The following is a 14771-nucleotide window of genomic DNA, read 5'->3' as shown; positions in this document are numbered from 1 at the left end:
TCTAAGCACGGAGATGTTCATCATGGACGACAAACCCGCTGCCGCGTCGGCGACGCCGCCAATCGCCTCGTCGCGGCGCCGATTCCTGATCAAAAGCGTCGCGGTGTTGCCGGTCGCGGGCGGCCTCGCCGCGTGCGACCGGCCCGGCAGCTTGACGGCGTCAGCATCGGCGTCGACCACGGACAGTTCAAACGCAAACGCGGCACCGTACCAGCCGAAGTTCTTCAAGCCCGATGAATGGAGCGTCCTGCAAGCCGCAATCGACCGCCTGATTCCCGCCGATGCGGAAGGGCCGGGCGCACTCGAACTCGACGTCGCGACATTCATCGACCGGCAGATGGAAGGCGCGTTCGGCCATGCGGCGGCGTGGTACATGCATGGTCCGTTTCATCCGGACGCCACGCCACTCGCCGGCTATCAAAGCCCGATGTCTCCGCGAGACCTGTACCGCACCGGCATTGCCGCGCTCGACGCCTATTGCAAGGCGCACTTCGGCGGCAAGCCTTTCGTGCAATTGACGACCGCGCAACAGGACACGTTGCTGCACGGCATGGATAGCGGCAAGGTCAAATTCGAGCAAACCTCAGCCAGGCATTTCATCGCGCTGCTGTGGCAGAACACCAAAGAAGGCTATTTCTCCGATCCGATTCACGGCGGCAACAAGCACGCCGCAAGCTGGACGATGATCGGATTTCCCGGTGCTCGCGCCGACTATCTCGACTGGGTCGCGCAACCCGGCAAAGTTTATCCGCTCGGACCCGTGACGATCGAAGGCAAGGTCTAGCCGTTTTCATCCAGCAACGCTCGCAGCAGCACCACATAAAACACACGCCAGGAGGAGACACATGGCGAACATCAGTAAACCCAAAGTGGACGCGGTGGTGGTCGGCATGGGCTGGTCGGGTTCGATCATGGCGATCGAACTGGCGGACGCCGGCCTCACCGTGGTCGGCCTCGAACGCGGCGAAAACCGCGATACGTACCCCGACTTCGCGTATCCGAAGGTCGCCGACGAACTCACCCACGTGCAGCGCTTCAAGCTGATGCAAAGCCTCGCGCTCGAGACCGTCACGATCCGCCGCCAGGCGCAGGAAGTCGCGCTGCCGTTGCGTCAATACGGCGCCTTTCTGTTCGGCGACGGCGTCGGCGGATCGGGCGTGCACTGGAATGGCTTTACGTACCGCGCAACCGAAGCCGAGCTGAAACTGCGCAGCCACTATGAACAGCGCTACGGCAAAAACTTCATTCCCGACGACATGACGATTCAGGATTGGCCTGTCAGCGCCGCCGAACTCGAGCCGTTCTACGACCGCTTCGAATATGTCGCTGGCACGTCGGGCAAGGCGGGCAATCTCAACGGACAATCGGTCGGCGGCGGCAATCCATTCGAAGCGCCGCGCTCGCGCGATTACGCCTTGCCGCCGTTACCCACTGCGTATCCGTCGATGCTGTTCGAGCAGGCCGCGCGCGAAGTGGGCTATCACCCGTATCCGACGCCCGCGTCAATCGCATCGAAGGCCTACACAAACCCGTATGGCATGCAGCTAGGGCCGTGCAATTTCTGTGGCTACTGCGAACTGTTTGGCTGCTACATGTTTTCGAAAGCATCGCCGCAGTCTTGCATTCTTCCGGCGCTCGCGAGAAAGCCGAATTTCGAACTGCGTGACCGTTCTGCGGTCGTGAAAGTCAATCTCGACTCGACCGGCAAACGCGCCATCGGCGTCACTTATATCGACGCTCAAGGACACACAGTCGAGCAACCGGCGGATATCGTCGCACTGTGCGCTTACCAGATGCACAACGTGCGCCTGCTGCTGTTATCGGGTATCGGCAAACCGTACGATCCGGCCACCGGCGAAGGCACGGTCGGCAAGAACTACGCGTACCAGAAGAACAGCAAGATCCAGGTCTTCTTCGACAAGGAAGTCGCAATCAATCCGTTCATCGGTTCAGGAGCGGGCGGTGTCGTTTATGACGATTTCAATGCCGACAACTTCGATCATGGTCCGCTGAATTTTATCGGCGGCGCAATTACCTTTGCCACGGTGACGGGCGGCCGTCCGATCGCGCAGGCACTCGTGCCGCCCGGCACGCCGAAGTGGGGTTCGGGGTGGAAAAAGGCCGTGAAAGACCACTATCTGCATTCGTTCGCCATCGCCACGCAGGGCTCGGTGATGTCGTACCGCGACAACTATCTCGACCTCGATCCGACATACAAGGACGCGTACGGCCTGCCGCTATTGCGCATGACGTTCGACTGGAAAGACAACGAAGGCCGCATGACGCAGTTCGTCAGCCACAAAGCCGCCGATGTTGCGCGCGCGATGAACCCGAAGCCGCAATCGGTTGCAATCAACGCGGGCAAGCCGGGCGATCACTTCGATGTCGGCCCATATCAGAGCACGCATACGACCGGCGGCGCGATTGCGGGCGACCGGCCGGACAACAGCGTGGTGAATAAATATCTCCAGTCGTGGGATGTCCCGAATGTGTTCGTGACCGGCGCCTGCTCGTTTCCGCAAAATCTCGGCATCAATCCGACTGGCACGATCGGCGCCATGACGTATTACGCGGCGAAGACGATCCGCGAGACGTATCTGAAGAATCCCGGCCCTCTGGTTCAGGCGTGAGCGAGCGTCATGACAATCCATTTCGATCGCTTGAAACAGTATCTGATTCCCGTGTTTGCGCTGATGTGCAGCGGCGCGCTCAGCAGCGGTGCGAACGCGCAAACTTCGAATGCCACGCCCACGCCGGTAAGCGCCGACGCGCAGCTAGCCAAAGGCGCCTATCTCGCGAAAGTCGGCGATTGCGCGGCCTGTCACACGGTGAACAAGGCGCAACCGTTCGCGGGCGGTCTGCCGCTCGCGACGCCTTTCGGCACGCTGTATTCGACTAACATCACGCCTGACGCATCGGCTGGCATCGGCGGATACAGCTACGCGGACTTTGCCACGGCGTTGCGTCGGGGCATTGCCAAAGACGGTCATCGTCTGTATCCGGCAATGCCGTATCCGTCGTATGCAAAGATCGACGACGCCGACATGCATGCGCTGTATCGCTACTTCATGCAAGGCGTCAAGCCCATCGGGCAGCCGGATCGCGTATCCGAACTGCGGTTTCCATTCAACGTTCGCGCGCTGATGACCGTGTGGGATCGTTTGTATGCGCATGAGCAACTGCCCTATCAAGCCGATCCGCACCAGAGCGTGGAATGGAATCGCGGCGCGTATCTGGTGCAAGGGCTCGCGCATTGCGGCGCGTGCCATACGCCGCACGGCATGCTCGGGCAGGAGAGCGTGCTCAACGAGAAGGACAACACCGCGTTCCTGTCCGGCAATACGTTGGCAGGATGGTACGCGCCCAACCTGCGCGGACATAAGACGCAAACATCCGACAGCGACAAGATGTGGAGCAAAGCCGACCTCGTCGCCTATCTGCGCAGCGGGCGTATGCATGACGGGGCGGCATTCGGCCCGATGACGGAAGTCATCGACGACAGCACGCAATATCTGCACGACGACGATCTGAACGCGATTGCAACTTATCTGACATCGCCACCATTGCAAGCAGGCGCGACGCCGCCGGCCCCGCAGCAAACCGGTCGCGCGGAACAGACGGCTATCGCGCTCCGAGCAGGCCGCGTCGATTCGTCCGGCGCCCGTCTCTATCTGGACAATTGCGCGGCCTGCCACCGCACGGATGGCACCGGCGCAATGCCGGCTTTCCCTAGCCTCAGAGGCAATGCATCGGTGCTGAGCGGCGATCCGGCATCGCTGATTCATATCGTGTTTAGTGGCTCCCATATGCCATCCACCGCAGCCGCGCCGACGCCGCTCGCCATGCCCGACTTCGGCTGGCGTTTGACCGATCAGCAGATAGCGGATTTATTGAGCTTTGTGCGAAGCAGTTGGGGAAATCGCGCGGCGGCAGTCACCGCTGGTGAAGTCGCCAAGGTTCGCGACGTAGCGGTCAGCGCGAAATAACCCCGCAGCGTTGCAGCGTGAAGTGTTCACGCGCACTGTTTGAATACGTGAATGAAGGAAGCCCAGTGCGTTAATCACCGCACTGGGCTTCCTTCATGGAAGACGAGCGTGCTTAGAACTTGTGGTGAATCGCGACGCGCGCCACGGCCTGATGATTGTTCGACGAATCGCCGAGACCGCCGATATCCGCAACCGCCGCGGCGCCCGTGGAACTGGTGCCGCTCGCGGTCTGGAACGTGCCGAGGAGATAAACGTCGGTACGCTTGGACAGCGCGTAGTCGAGCAGCAACGAGAACTGGTTGTACTTCTGGTCGCCGAGGTCGCCTCTCACCGCATTGCCCTTCGTGTAGTTGTATTCACCCGACACAGAGAACGCTGGCGTGAAGCGATAGAGCGCGTTCAACTCATAGCTGTTGAACGTCGCCGTCGCCCCACCGAATGCGCCGATATTCATGTACTTGGTGTTCGAATACACCGCGCCGACCTTTGCCGGGCCGAAGTCGTACGAGCCGCCCGTCGTGATGATTTGCAGCGAGTTGGCGGGCCTCGTGCCGAGATAGCCCGAGTTCAACGAATTGAATGTCGCGGCGCTCGCGTTGCTGTTCAGGATCGAGCCCAACGCCGACGGATTCTTGAACAGTTCATACGCGACCGCAATCCCGAACGGGCCGTGTCCATAGTTCGCACCGAGGCTGTATCCGCTCGACTGCGAAATTTCGCCCGCCACGCCGCCCAGACTCACCGTGCCGCCGAAAGTCAGGCCGTTGAAATTCGGGCTCGCGTATTTGATCGTGCTGTTCGCGCGAAATGTGTGGTTGACGTTGTCGAGGTCACCCGGATGTTCCGTCGTCGATCCGCCGTACGCGGCGGCATAGCCGTAGTTGCCGACGTAGTCGTTGATGCTGTCGTACTGACGGCCCAGCGTTACAGAGCCGAACGAGCTACTGGCGAGGCCCACATAAGCTTGCCGGCCGAATGCGGTGCCGCCTTGTCCGAACGCGCCCGTGCTGACGTTGATGCCAGACTCCAGCACGAAGATCGCTTTCAGGCCGCCGCCCAGATCTTCTGCGCCGCGGATGCCCCAGCGGCTGCCCTGCGTGCCCGCGTTGGAATCGACCGAGAATTGCCGGCCGCCCACGTTCTTGCCGTTCACCACGTTCTTCGCGTTGGTGTTGATCATCACGCCTTCATCCACAATGCCGTACAGCGTCACCGAGCTCTGCGCGTGAACGGTCGCAGCAAACGTGCCCAATATCGATAATGCAAAAAGCGATTTTTTCATTCTGTCATCTCCGCCAAGTCATGATTTATTTGCACCTTTAACATTTCACTCTGTAATACTAACTAATATAAGCGCTCTACCGCATAAGCAATCCTCCCGCGAAACCCGCAACGGCGAGTTCGACTTGAAACTGTTAGAGCGCGGCGCGCGATCGGTCTTTGCCGCGTGCCGCCAGAACGATCAGCCTAGAAACGCGCCACCGTTCGCATGAATCGCCTGGCCCGTCAGGTACCGTGCTGTCGGGCCGCACAGAAACTGCACGAGACTCGCGACCTCGTCGGGCTGGCCGCGCCGGCCGAGCAAGGTGGTGCGTTCAGCGTGATGCGCGGGTTCCTTGTCGCCTGCCGCGCCACCGCGCACCGTCGCGATCAAGCCGGGCACCACGCAATTGACCGTGATGCCGTCCGGGCCGAGATCGTGCGCCAGCGCGCGCGTCAAACCGACGAGGCCCGCTTTCGCGGCGATCACGTGCGCGCGCCCCGCCGAACCGGCGTGCGCGGACATGCCGCCAATATTGACGATCGCGCCGGCCTTCGATTGCCGCAGATACGGCAAGGCCGCGTGCGCGCACAGATACGCGCCATCGAGAATCACCGACATCACTTCGCGCCAGCGGGCGTAATCCAGTTCTGCGAACGGCACTTCGCGACGCACTGCGGCGTTGTTGACGAGAATGTCGATCTGCCCGAAATGGTGAAGCGCCGCTTCCATCAGACTTTGCGCGCCCGCCGGTTCGCTGACGTCGGCCAGATGCGCGGCCGCGCGGCCGCCCGCGGCCTCGATCGCGCGCACGACTTCGGCGGCTTCGTCGGCGGAACTGCGCGCGTTGACGAGCACCGCATTGCCCGCGGCCGCAAGTTGCAACGCGATCTCGCGGCCGATATTGCGCGCCGCTCCGGTGACGACCGCGACACCGCTAACTTCTCCGTTCATGAATGCACTCCCAGTGATTCGGTTGATAGTGTGGGTTTCGCGCCGGCTTGCAGCGGCCGGTCGGGACGAATCCAGAACGACAACGCAATGCCGACCAGCAACAGCGCGATCGACATCACGAACGGCAGACGATAGCTGCCCGTCATGTCGGTAATCAGGCCGAACGCGACCGGCGACACGACCGCCGCGAGACCGGCCGCCGTGCTGATAAAGCCGCTCGCGACGCCCGCAAAGGCGGGCGCGATATCCATCGGCACGGCCCAGATCGGGCCTTCGGTCGATTCGAGGCAGAACAATGCGGCGGCCAGACACAATGCGATTACGGTCCGGTCCCGCACGAACAGCACGCACGAGAGAAACAGCAGCGAGCCCGCAAAGCCCATGATGATGACGTTGCGTCGCGCTTTATTCAGGTTGCCGGTGCGTTTGTAGAGTGCGTCGGTCAGCAGCCCGCCCGCCGTATCGCCGACCACGCCGGCGAGAAACACGCCAGACGTAAACAGCGCCGTGCTTTTGAGGTCGATGCCGTACACGCCGACAAAGAAACTCGGCAGCCAGCTCAGATACAGCCACAGCGTCCACGCATGGCAGAAGAACACCAGCGTGACCGGCATGATGCGCCGGATCAGCGGCCACCACGGCACCGCCGTGCGATGGCGCGGGCCTGCATACGGCGGCAATGCGTCGACTTCAGCGGTGGTGATCGAGGGATGCGTGCGCGGATCGTCGCGGAAATACAGCGCCCATACGACCACCCAGATCGCACTGACGCAACCCAGCGCGATAAACGCGCCGCGCCAGCCGAGCAGCGGAATCATCAGCACGATCAGCGGCGGCGTGACGGTGGCCGCGAGGCGCGCGGCGGAATGCGTGAAGCCTTGGGCGAAGCCGCGTTTTATCTGCGGAACCCAGTTGGCCATCGCCCGCGTGGCGTTCGGAATCGTGCCGGCTTCGCCGAGTCCGACGAGAGCGCGCGAAAGCACCAGCGTCGCGAGGCCGCCGGTCACGCCCGTTACGAGCGTGCCGAGCGTCCACAGGATGCCCGAGAACGCCAGCATCCGGCGAGGTCCGATCTTGTCGCCCAGATAACCGTTGATGATCTGGAAAATCGCGTAGCAGTAGCCGAACGCCGAGAGCGCGATACCGAGCTGCGTATTCGACAGATGCATCTCCGACTTCAGCAGCGGCGCCGCGATGGAAAGATTGACCCGGTCGACGTATTCGATGAAATACATCGCGCAGATGAGCATGAAAACTCTGCCCGTGGTGCCGCTGAACATGCCTGCTTTCGCTTTCATCTCGACCCGCCCTGCCCGTGACCGCGACCGTGATCGCGACTGTGACCATGATGCATGGTTTGCTCCTTCATTTTCAAATTGCCGCCAACGCCTCAATGCACTCGAGGCGCTCGACGCACTTCATTCGTAATACGTACGATCATCTCTGCAATGCCCGGTGCGCGGTTTCCGGCGCCCACTTCACGCAAAAGAGACCGACCAGATAGATCAGCGAAACAGCGGTGATCGCGAGCGGATAGGAACCGAATATCGCCGCGAGCGCGCCGACAATCGACGGCCCCGCTGCGCCGAGCACGCGGCCGAAGCTGAAAGCGAATCCGGAACCGAGCGCGCGCTGCATCGTCGGAAACATTTCGGGCAGCCAGATCGTGAACAGCGAGAACACGCCGCTCGTGAAGAAGCCGAGCAGCGGCAGCGTGATCAGAAAAAGCGGCAGGCTTTTCAGCAGCACCACGATGCCAAAGTACGACGTGACATTGCAGATCAGCGCGCCGGAGAAGAACACCGTGGCGACCGATTTACGACGCGGAATCCAGCGCACAATCCACGGCATCGCGACGCATCCCGCGAGCGTGCCGACACTCAGGATCAAGCCGCTCAGCGAGCCGAGATACTGCGCATCGGCAACGGATGCGCCGCCCGCGCGCTGCCAGGTGATGACGAGCGTCGGAATCCAGAACGTCGACGACCACAGCCCGAAGATCAGACACGTCATCATCAGCGCCGCCGACCACGTCGTGTGCGACATGCCAGGCGCGAACAGATCGCGCACGCGTGCGCGCGGACCTTGTGCGCGGCGTTGTTCTTGCCAGCGGCGCGACTCCGGCACGCCGAGCCGCAGCCAGATCGTCAGCAACGCGGGCGCGCTGCCGATCAGAAACAGCACGCGCCACCCGCCCAGCGGCAGAATCACCAACGCGGCCGCGGATGCCAGCAGAAAGCCGATCGGCGTGCCGGTATGCAGCCATCCCGACAGGCGTTCGCGCAAATGCTCGGGCACCGACTCCTGCAACAACGGCGCGCCGGCCGCCCATTCGCCGCCTATTCCGAAGCCCGTCAGAAAACGAAAGATCGCGAACGACACGATGCCCGGCGCGAGTCCACACGCGCCGGTAAAGATCGAATAGATGAGGATGGTCGCGCACATGGTCGGCACGCGGCCGAAGCGGTCCGCGCACCAGCCCCAGAACATTGAGCAGGCCCAGCCGAGCATGAAGAGGCTGAACATCAAACCGCCGAGCCGCGCGATATGCGCGTGATCGGCCGCAAAGCCGCTTTTCGGCAGTAACTCCGTCAACGCCGGCACGATCACGTAGATGTAGATGGCGTTGTCGAAGCCGTCCAGCATCCAGCCCGCCCAGGTGGCGATAAAGACGCGATACGGACGCGCTGCTGCAACTGCCACACCGACGGAACTCGACATCTCGTCTCCTGACTGAATCCACGCTCCGCCGCGTTCTTGAGTGTCGCGGCTTGTGTTATGTCGTGGCGTGCGCGCCGCCAAGAATCGGTTCGACCAGATCGGGGAACTTGGCGGCCAGCTCGGCATTGCTCATCGGCCGATCGATGCTGCCGATCGCATGCGCGACGTGCTTCTCAAGCCGCTCGCCGCTGATCAGCGTGACCGTGATATGAACGGCGTCGGCGGGCATCGCGGGATCGATTTGGGAGTTTGGGTGACGCGATCAGCTTGGGTCATCGGGTCGTCAAGAGTAGTGAGGTGATGAAAAGGAGAGCTGCCAAAGACACAAGCTCGCATTGTACATATTGTCGACAATACGCAAATCATGGCAAATTCTAGTTGCGCGCTTGCGTTGTGGATAGTATGTTGTCGACAATCTTCAAGACGCAATGTGCGTTGTACACTGCCAGCTTTCCCCAAAATAGGTCCGTCTATGCCCCGCCCCACCACTTCGCTCGAGTTGCTCCGCTCCGTCACGCTGTCCGGTCTCGTGCAAGAGGAAATTCTCCGCCGCATCAAGACGGGTGAGCTCGAGGCCGGCATGAAACTCAACGAGATGGATCTCGCCGACCATCTGAAGATCAGCCGCAGTCCGGTGCGCGAGGCGTTTCGCGCGCTCGAGGAAGCGGGTCTCGTGTGGCTCGAAAAGAACCGCGGCGTCTACATTCGCGAGATTTCCGACGACGAAGCCGCCGAGCTATACGAAGTACGCGCCGGCCTCGACGAGATGGCCGGCCGCCGCTTGGCCTCGAAGATCACCGACGCGCAGCTGCAGGAACTGCACGCCATGCTCGATCAGCTCGAAGCCAGCTCGATCCACGGCGAGCTGAACAACTACTTCACGCTGAATATCGCCTTTCACGACCGGCTGGTCGAACTGTCGGGCAACGCGACGATGCTCGGTCTGTACCGGCAAACGATCAACCGCATGCATCTGCTGCGCCGGCGCGGCTTTTCGATCGCCGGCAGTTCGCAGGCGTCGCACACCGAACACCGCCTGATTCTCGACGCGCTCGCGAGCCGCGATCCCGAAGCCGTCGCGCTTGCCATGCGCCAGCACGTGCAGGCAGGTTTCCAGCGCGCGATCGCCGCACATGGCGCGGAAGACGCCGCGCACGCGGCAACGGGCAGCGCGGCCACGGGCAAAGCGCCGCAGACCACAGTCGCAGAAGAAGGTCCGAATTAAGCCTCGCAGTGCGCCCGGAACGTCGGCGCAAGCGCGACACGGCGGCGCACGCATTTCATTACCGACTCGGAGTGGTCACCCGTATGAGCGTTGAAAAATCAGAAGGACACGGCATCGTTGGCGAAAAACTCGGCGCCTGGATTGCGGACGTGCATGCGTCGGCATTGCCTGCCCAGACTGTCGAAATCGCCCGTCTGCTGCTGCTCGATGTGACGGGCTTGTGCATCGCCGGGCGTGACGAGCCGTATATCCGCGCGACGCTGCAAGCCACCGACGCCAGCGGCGCCTGCACTGCTCTCGGCCATGCAGGCAGCTTCAGTGCGTTCGATGCGGCGCTGATCAACGGCACCGCCGCGCACGGCGAAGACTACGACGACACCTTCGAAGGCGGTCCGGTGCATTCGGGCGCGGTGGTCGTGCCCGCGGTGCTGGCGGCGTGCGAACGCGAAGGCCTGGGTGGCGAGGCGTTGCTGCGCGGCATCGCAGTCGGCACGGAATTGATGTGCCGGCTGAGTCTCGTCGCCCCGCGCGCGATCCATACGGCCGGCTTTCATCCGACCGCCGTGATCGGTGCGCTCGCAGCGGCGGGCGGCGTCGCGAGCGCGTTACGCCTGAATCCGCAGCAGGCCACGTCGGCGCTCGGTATCGCGGGCAGCATGGCGGCGGGGATCATCGAATATCTGGCCGAAGGCACCTCGACCAAGCGGATGCACGCCGGCTGGGCCGCGCAGTCGGGCATTCGCGCGGCGCTGATGGCGCGTGGCGGCTTCGACGGTCCGCGCACGGTGCTCGAAGGCAAGCACGGTTTCTTCAAGGCGTTCGCGCCGTCGCGCGCGCCGGATTTTTCGCCGGTGCTCGATACGCTCGGCAAGTCGTGGATCATGGAGACGATCGCGTTCAAACCGTATGCGTGCGGCACGATGACCCAGCCTTATATCGATTGCGTGATCGCACTCGCGGAGCGCGGCGTCAAAGCGGAAGAGATTCGCGACATCGTGTGCGAAGTCGGCGAAGGCACGGTGCACCGGCTGTGGGAGGAACTCGCGGTCAAGCATCGTCCGCCGACCGCTTACGCCGCCAAATTCAGCACGCCGTTCTGCATGGCCGTGGGTTTCTTCGATCGCAAGGCGGGTTTCAGCCAGTTCACCGAAGCGCGCATTCACGACCCAGCCGTGCTGGCGCTGGCCGGCAAGATCCGCTACGTGATCGATCCGGACAACGAGTATCCGAGCAATTTCACCGGCCATCTGCGCGCAACGCTCGACGACGGCACCGTTCAGGAAGTGCGTCAGCCGCATATGCGCGGCGGCGCGCGCGAGCCGTTGTCGCGCGCCGAACTCGCCACTAAATTCACCGACAACGCGCAGCATGGCGGCTGGAATGCGGCACTCGCCGACGAGGCGCGCGAATGGTGTAAAACGGTGTTCAACGAGCCGGCGCTCGGCGCGATCGCGCAGTTCCGGCAATAGACTGGTCGATGCGAACGACGTTCTACGCATGGACGTCGTTCATTGATACTGTGCGGTGTTTTTCAGGCGCGAGGCAGAAGCCGCGACTGCTTAAAAGCCGTCGCTCCGGCGCACCACCCTCCCCGCCGCCGATGCACGCCGCTCAATCCTGCAAGCCGCGCACGTTCCGATAAGAACAGCGGCTCGAATCGACAAAGCGCACGCGGAATTCGACCGGCTGGTCTTTGAACGTGAACGCCGTGCGCTCGATACGCAACACCGGCGCGCCGACTTCGATATTCAGTGCGCGCGCCACTTCTTCGTCGGCGATTGCGCCGCCCAGATCTTCCACCACGCGCACGACCGAAATCCCGAAGTGCTCCTGGTAGAAGCCATAAATGGAACCGCGCCGTGCCTTGAACATCTCGGCTTCGAGCGTCGGGAACACGTCGAGCGGAAACCACAAACGATCGAGCATGACAGGCACGTCGTCATGCAGCCGGAGATTGTCGGCAGTGGCAAGCCGTGCGCCGCGCGCCAGCTTGAGCGTCGCGGCGAGTTCCGGGCTCGCGCGCTCCTTGCCGAAACGCAGCAGGCGCGCGGTGACTTTCAGTAATTCGCCGTCGGTATCGACGAAGCTGAAGTAGTGGTCGAACGCATGTTCGTCGGCGAACTTCGCGACGATCGTGCCGCGCCCTGCCCGGCGAATCAGCAGACGCTCGGCCACCAGTTCTTCGACCGCACGGCGAATCGTGCCGATGCCGACGCCGAATACCTCGGCTAGCTGCGGCTCCGTGGGGATCTTGTCGCCGGCCGTCCATTGGCCGGTACGAAGGCGCTCGAGAATACCGGCGCGGACGATTTCATAGAGCGGTTGCTCTCCCGGAGTACGAAGTCCTGGCATTCAGGTCAGTGTCAGAGTGAAGAAAAAGGAATCGGAAAAAGAGGCTCTATCCGCGCTGGGATGGCCGCGCGACGCACACGTTTCATGCGCCGCTTGCGGTCCGATTCGCGGCCCGCATGGCGAATTCCGGAAGGATACAGGATCGACACCCAAATGCATCACCGCGACACGCGCCGAGTTCTTGGCGACCGCGAAGATTGAAGACAATCGGCATCGACCCAAATCCATCAATTAATTCGAATCATTCGAATGATTCGATTGACTATGGCGAGATGACGTTTTAGACTGATCTTCATCGCGCAACCACGCGCGCTTACATCAGAGGAGATGAGCCATGCCGAATTTCATCAAGCACATTGCATTCAAGGTTGAAGACGTCGAGAAGGAACGCGCGTTCTATGAGAACGTGTTCGGCTACAAGCACGTGAATACGGTGCGTCGCAAGGGCAAGAACGGCGACCACATTTCGCATCATCTGACCGACGGTTATATGGACCTGACGTTGATCCACTATGAGCAATCGGATTCGGACGAAGCCGACTTCGCCGGCCCGGCGCCGTGCATTCACCACATCGGCATGGAAGTGGAAGACCTTGACGCGTTCATCGCGCAAATCAAGGAAAACGGCGGCGAAATCCTGACGGCGCCCGGTCATCTGCCGGTCAAGTTCCGTTCGCCGAACGGCCCGGTTGCGGAAGTCGTGCCCATGGAGCGCTGGGAAAAGAAGACGCTCGCCGCCGGCGTACACGGCGAAGTGCTCGAGTAAGTAGTTCAGCTTCGCGTTTCAGCTCGCATTACACCAATTCAATAGCGAGCTATTCGACGTACGGCGACGTGGGGTGATCCCGCGGCGCCGCGACACTAAACGCAACGGCACGTGCCGTTGCGTAGTCGCAAGGAGGAGACAAGATGGAATCGATCCGCCGCCGCAACCGCTTTTCCGCGACGACAGGCGTACTGATTGTCCTGTGCATCATGTCGTTCCTGATGTATGTGGACCGCACCAACATTTCCACCGCGGCTCTCGCGATCCGCCGCGATCTGCATCTGAGCAACTCGCAGCTTGGCATCGTGTTTTCCGCTTTTGCGCTGACCTACGCGCTCGCGATGATTCCAGGCGGCTTTATCGGCGACCGTCTCGGCGCCCGCAAGATGCTCGCCGTATGCGGCGTGCTGTGGGGGCTCGGCACGCTCCTCACCGGCTTCGCCGGCGGACTGGGGACGCTGCTGCTCGCGCGCTTCGTCGTCGGGCTGGGTGAAAGCCCGATTGTGCCCGCTTCGGCCCGCGCACTGACCGCTTGGATGGAACCCGAACGGCGCGGCTTTTCGCAAGGCATCACGCATGCCTGCGCCCGGCTCGGCAATGCATCGACGCCGATTCTCGTCGCCGGTTTGATCACCGCTTTTTCGTGGCACATCGCGTTTATCGTGCTCGGCGCGGCGAGTCTCGCGTGGGTCGTGCTGTGGGTCTGGTATTACCGCGACAATCCCGCCGATCATCCGGGCATCACGCCTCAGGACATCGCTCGCCTGCCCGCGAAACTCGGCAAGACACGCGTGCCGATGCGCTGGCCGCCGCTCTTGCGCGCGCTTTGGCCGGCTACTGTAGTGAGCTTCTGTCACGGCTGGATTCTGTGGTTCTTTCTCAACTGGATGCCGTCGTTTTTCGCGCAGGCGTATCACCTGAATATCCGGCATTCGGCTATCTTCAGTTCGGGGATTTTCCTGAGCGGCGTAGTCGGCACCACGCTTGGCGGCTCGCTCAGCGATCTGATGCTGAAGAAGACCGGCGACATTCGCCGCTCGCGTCAAACGTTGATTACCGTCGGTTTTCTCGCACCGATCGTGTTCTTCGTGCCGATGTTTCTGCATACGTCGTCGACGCTCGCCGCGCTCTCGCTGGCTGCCGCGCTGTTTCTCTCTGAACTGGTCACCGCGCCGCTGTGGGCCGTCGCGATGGATCTCGCGCCCAATCACGCGGCGACCTCGAGCAGCATCATGAACACGGGGCTCGGCATTGCCGCATCGGTGTCGCCGCCGCTGGTCGGTTGGCTGGTCGATACGATGCATTCATGGCAACCGGTGTTCGCGCTGTCGATGTTCTTTCTCGTGCTCGGACCGATTGCCGCGCACTGGATTCGCCCCGACCGTCCCTATCTCGGCGAGCCGGAAGCAGAAACGAAAGAAGCCGGCGGTTTTGCGGCGCAGATGGATGCTTATTAAACGCGCCGCCCGGTCGGCGCATGTCGGTTAGCGACGAGTCGTGTGCGTC

13 protein-coding genes are annotated in these 14771 nt (G+C 62.1%); 7 read left to right on the top strand and 6 right to left on the bottom strand.

Going from position 1 to position 14771, the window contains the following annotated elements; translation table 11 throughout:
* The first annotated feature begins 22 nt into the window (after positions 1–22).
* From ACFSNN_RS19305 to ACFSNN_RS19295, 3 genes are all read left to right on the top strand, one after another.
* Positions 23–784, top strand: coding sequence for a gluconate 2-dehydrogenase subunit 3 family protein (locus tag ACFSNN_RS19305; protein ID WP_134463031.1), 762 nt, complete (start codon positions 23–25; stop codon positions 782–784).
* Between the two features lie 61 nt (positions 785–845).
* Positions 846–2630 carry a GMC family oxidoreductase gene (locus tag ACFSNN_RS19300; RefSeq protein WP_134463029.1) on the top strand — a complete coding sequence of 595 codons (1785 nt, stop codon included), beginning with the start codon at positions 846–848 and terminating at the stop codon, positions 2628–2630.
* Positions 2631–2639: 9 nt separating this feature from the next.
* Entirely contained in the window at positions 2640–3986 is a 1347-nt protein-coding gene (locus tag ACFSNN_RS19295; RefSeq protein ID WP_134463027.1) for a c-type cytochrome, read from the top strand.
* Between the two features lie 112 nt (positions 3987–4098).
* On the opposite strand, the gene ACFSNN_RS19290 is transcribed toward ACFSNN_RS19295, so the two are convergent.
* The 5 genes from ACFSNN_RS19290 to ACFSNN_RS19270 all read right to left on the bottom strand — a co-directional run bounded on the left by ACFSNN_RS19290 (position 4099) and on the right by ACFSNN_RS19270 (position 9163).
* A complete protein-coding gene (locus ACFSNN_RS19290) occupies positions 4099–5268 on the bottom strand; it encodes a porin (protein ID WP_134463025.1) in 1170 nt (389 codons plus the stop codon).
* A gap of 180 nt (positions 5269–5448) precedes the next feature.
* Complete coding sequence (locus tag ACFSNN_RS19285; protein ID WP_134463023.1) at positions 5449–6201, bottom strand: SDR family NAD(P)-dependent oxidoreductase; 753 nt, start codon at positions 6199–6201, stop codon at positions 5449–5451.
* A complete protein-coding gene (locus tag ACFSNN_RS19280) occupies positions 6198–7499 on the bottom strand; it encodes an MFS transporter (protein WP_134463021.1) in 1302 nt (433 codons plus the stop codon). The genes ACFSNN_RS19285 and ACFSNN_RS19280 overlap by 4 nt, the downstream gene beginning before the upstream one ends.
* Before the next feature lie 139 nt (positions 7500–7638).
* The gene (locus tag ACFSNN_RS19275) at positions 7639–8922 is read right to left on the bottom strand and encodes an MFS transporter (protein ID WP_134463019.1); all 1284 of its coding nucleotides are present in this window, start codon (positions 8920–8922) and stop codon (positions 7639–7641) included.
* A gap of 55 nt (positions 8923–8977) precedes the next feature.
* Entirely contained in the window at positions 8978–9163 is a 186-nt protein-coding gene (locus ACFSNN_RS19270; RefSeq protein ID WP_341868455.1) for a hypothetical protein, read from the bottom strand.
* Between the two features lie 231 nt (positions 9164–9394).
* Between ACFSNN_RS19270 and ACFSNN_RS19265 the strand changes: the two genes are divergently transcribed.
* Positions 9395–10147 (top strand): FCD domain-containing protein, encoded by a 753-nt coding sequence (locus ACFSNN_RS19265; RefSeq protein ID WP_134463017.1) that lies wholly within the window; start codon positions 9395–9397, stop codon positions 10145–10147.
* Positions 10148–10230: 83 nt separating this feature from the next.
* Complete coding sequence (locus ACFSNN_RS19260) at positions 10231–11616, top strand: MmgE/PrpD family protein (RefSeq protein WP_134463015.1); 1386 nt, start codon at positions 10231–10233, stop codon at positions 11614–11616.
* 142 nt (positions 11617–11758) lie between these two features.
* On the opposite strand, the gene ACFSNN_RS19255 is transcribed toward ACFSNN_RS19260, so the two are convergent.
* Positions 11759–12499, bottom strand: a complete 741-nt coding sequence (locus ACFSNN_RS19255) for a GntR family transcriptional regulator (protein ID WP_134463013.1) — start codon at positions 12497–12499, stop codon at positions 11759–11761.
* Positions 12500–12833: 334 nt separating this feature from the next.
* On the opposite strand from ACFSNN_RS19255, the gene ACFSNN_RS19250 reads away from it, so the two are divergent.
* A complete protein-coding gene (locus ACFSNN_RS19250) occupies positions 12834–13265 on the top strand; it encodes a VOC family protein (protein ID WP_134463011.1) in 432 nt (143 codons plus the stop codon).
* A gap of 143 nt (positions 13266–13408) precedes the next feature.
* The gene (locus ACFSNN_RS19245) at positions 13409–14722 is read left to right on the top strand and encodes an MFS transporter (RefSeq protein WP_134463009.1); all 1314 of its coding nucleotides are present in this window, start codon (positions 13409–13411) and stop codon (positions 14720–14722) included.
* Positions 14723–14771 lie beyond the last annotated feature (49 nt).

The sequence above is a fragment of the Paraburkholderia dipogonis genome (genome assembly GCF_042680985.1).
In the GTDB taxonomy this organism is placed as follows: Bacteria; Pseudomonadota; Gammaproteobacteria; order Burkholderiales; family Burkholderiaceae; genus Paraburkholderia; species Paraburkholderia phytofirmans.
This window is presented reverse-complemented; position numbering and strand designations above follow the sequence as displayed.

What these genes read in the sequence shown, in the direction of transcription:
- ACFSNN_RS19250 (WP_134463011.1), top strand. Translation starts at nt 12,834, where the DNA reads ATGCCGAATTTCATCAAGCACATTGCATTCAAGGTTGAAGACGTCGAG.
- ACFSNN_RS19295 (WP_134463027.1), top strand. Translation starts at nt 2,640, where the DNA reads ATGACAATCCATTTCGATCGCTTGAAACAGTATCTGATTCCCGTGTTT.
- ACFSNN_RS19260 (WP_134463015.1), top strand. Translation starts at nt 10,231, where the DNA reads ATGAGCGTTGAAAAATCAGAAGGACACGGCATCGTTGGCGAAAAACTC.
- ACFSNN_RS19300 (WP_134463029.1), top strand. Translation starts at nt 846, where the DNA reads ATGGCGAACATCAGTAAACCCAAAGTGGACGCGGTGGTGGTCGGCATG.
- ACFSNN_RS19245 (WP_134463009.1), top strand. Translation starts at nt 13,409, where the DNA reads ATGGAATCGATCCGCCGCCGCAACCGCTTTTCCGCGACGACAGGCGTA.
- ACFSNN_RS19285 (WP_134463023.1), bottom strand. Translation starts at nt 6,201, where the DNA reads ATGAACGGAGAAGTTAGCGGTGTCGCGGTCGTCACCGGAGCGGCGCGC.
- ACFSNN_RS19305 (WP_134463031.1), top strand. Translation starts at nt 23, where the DNA reads ATGGACGACAAACCCGCTGCCGCGTCGGCGACGCCGCCAATCGCCTCG.
- ACFSNN_RS19280 (WP_134463021.1), bottom strand. Translation starts at nt 7,499, where the DNA reads ATGAAAGCGAAAGCAGGCATGTTCAGCGGCACCACGGGCAGAGTTTTC.
- ACFSNN_RS19255 (WP_134463013.1), bottom strand. Translation starts at nt 12,499, where the DNA reads ATGCCAGGACTTCGTACTCCGGGAGAGCAACCGCTCTATGAAATCGTC.
- ACFSNN_RS19290 (WP_134463025.1), bottom strand. Translation starts at nt 5,268, where the DNA reads ATGAAAAAATCGCTTTTTGCATTATCGATATTGGGCACGTTTGCTGCG.
- ACFSNN_RS19265 (WP_134463017.1), top strand. Translation starts at nt 9,395, where the DNA reads ATGCCCCGCCCCACCACTTCGCTCGAGTTGCTCCGCTCCGTCACGCTG.
- ACFSNN_RS19275 (WP_134463019.1), bottom strand. Translation starts at nt 8,922, where the DNA reads ATGTCGAGTTCCGTCGGTGTGGCAGTTGCAGCAGCGCGTCCGTATCGC.